The following is a 1,319-nucleotide window of genomic DNA, read 5'->3' on the forward strand; positions in this document are numbered from 1 at the left end:
GACATCGAATACAGCATGGTGGGTCGTCACCGACGGATCAAGGCCGACACCCTTTTTGATTACAAATCGCGAAGGGATAACAAGCGGGCCAAGGCTCTCGATGAACTCGGCGAACTCGACGGGGAGCTCCTCTGATTGTTCGCAAATCGTTTTACTGCCTTCGTTGATGCTTGCACGCTGGCGAGCGTTTTACGGAGGAATCTACTCTTGTCTCTGGCCGAGGCAGAGTTTTTCAGAGTGCGCTGGTCGTCCAAAGTGTTGGACGAGACAGAGACGGCGATTGAAAAGATCGCCGCGGGCCGCGGTTTTGTCGACTCGTCTGAACGCGCTAAGCGAGCGCGCCAAGCGATGGAAGTCGCCTTCGAAGAGGCGCTCGTTACAGATTTCGATGGCTTTCTGGGTGTTTGTCAAAGCCTCCCTGACCCGAACGATGAGCACGTCATCGCCGCAGCGCTAAAAACTCAGGCGGCAACAATTGTAACGGAAAATCTGTCGGATTTCCCCGCCGAGCTTCTCTCAAAGCTTGGCATCGAAGTTCGATCCGCCGACCACTTCATAGCAGACACCGTCGCACTGGACCTAGGGCGCGCGGTTGCCGCCATCCGCCAAATGAGGCTCCGCTTCAAAAATCCTGCCAAAACGGCCTCGGACCTTCTTCTAGAGATGGAAGCCAACGGATTGACCGAAACTGTCGATATTCTGAAGCCGCACTTTCTGTCGCTATAAAGCGCTCAGCTTTGAAAGGAGTACGATGCGGCTGGCGCTGACAACTGGGTGGCCGGCTCATAGCACGCCCCACGCCCGGAACCTCCCCCGCCCCGTCATAAGTGCGGCCAGTTCGGCGACGGTCTTGGTCGACAAGTCGGGTTTGCGCGCTGATAGCCTTTTGAAGGCCAAATACAGCTTTCCGGCCGGTCCCGGATCGTCACCCGCTTCGGTCAGAAGGACGGCATCACGAAGCACCTTCTCATCCTCATTTCGACCCATCAGTCGCACGGCAACCGCGGCGCATCTTAAGGCCTGACGCAACCGCCAGCAGCTCGCCCAGACGGGATCGCATCGAACCAGATCATCCAGTGTTTTCAAGGCAATGCCAGCGGCAAACGCGGCGTCCACGTCCGTCAGATTGCGCCCGCGCGCCACCGCCCAGTCCGGCACCCCGGGGCGGTCAGGTCGGCATTGTCAACGATGGTGGCACGTGCGAATCCATGCGGAGGATCGTAAATCAAGCGTGCAGTTTATGCCACCAATATCATATAGAACCGCACCACACGTCGTTAGTTGATTATGTCCGATAAGCTTGCATTATCGGATGTTTT

The 1,319-nt window shown here is 56.9% G+C and carries 2 protein-coding genes; one reads left to right on the plus strand and one right to left on the minus strand.

Annotation, left to right across the window (positions count from 1 at the left end; all coding sequences use genetic code 11):
- The first annotated feature begins 207 nt into the window (after nucleotides 1-207).
- Entirely contained in the window at nucleotides 208-726 is a 519-nt protein-coding gene (locus AC2YI2_RS34965; RefSeq protein WP_487391115.1) for a PIN domain-containing protein, read from the plus strand.
- A 57-nt stretch (nucleotides 727-783) separates the two neighbouring features.
- Here AC2YI2_RS34965 and AC2YI2_RS34970 read toward each other — a convergent pair whose 3' ends face one another.
- A complete protein-coding gene (locus AC2YI2_RS34970) occupies nucleotides 784-1,143 on the minus strand; it encodes a DUF1403 family protein (protein WP_487391116.1) in 360 nt (119 codons plus the stop codon).
- Between the last annotated feature and the right edge of the window lie 176 nt (nucleotides 1,144-1,319).

The organism is Rhizobium sp. SRI_017, from assembly GCF_057586295.1.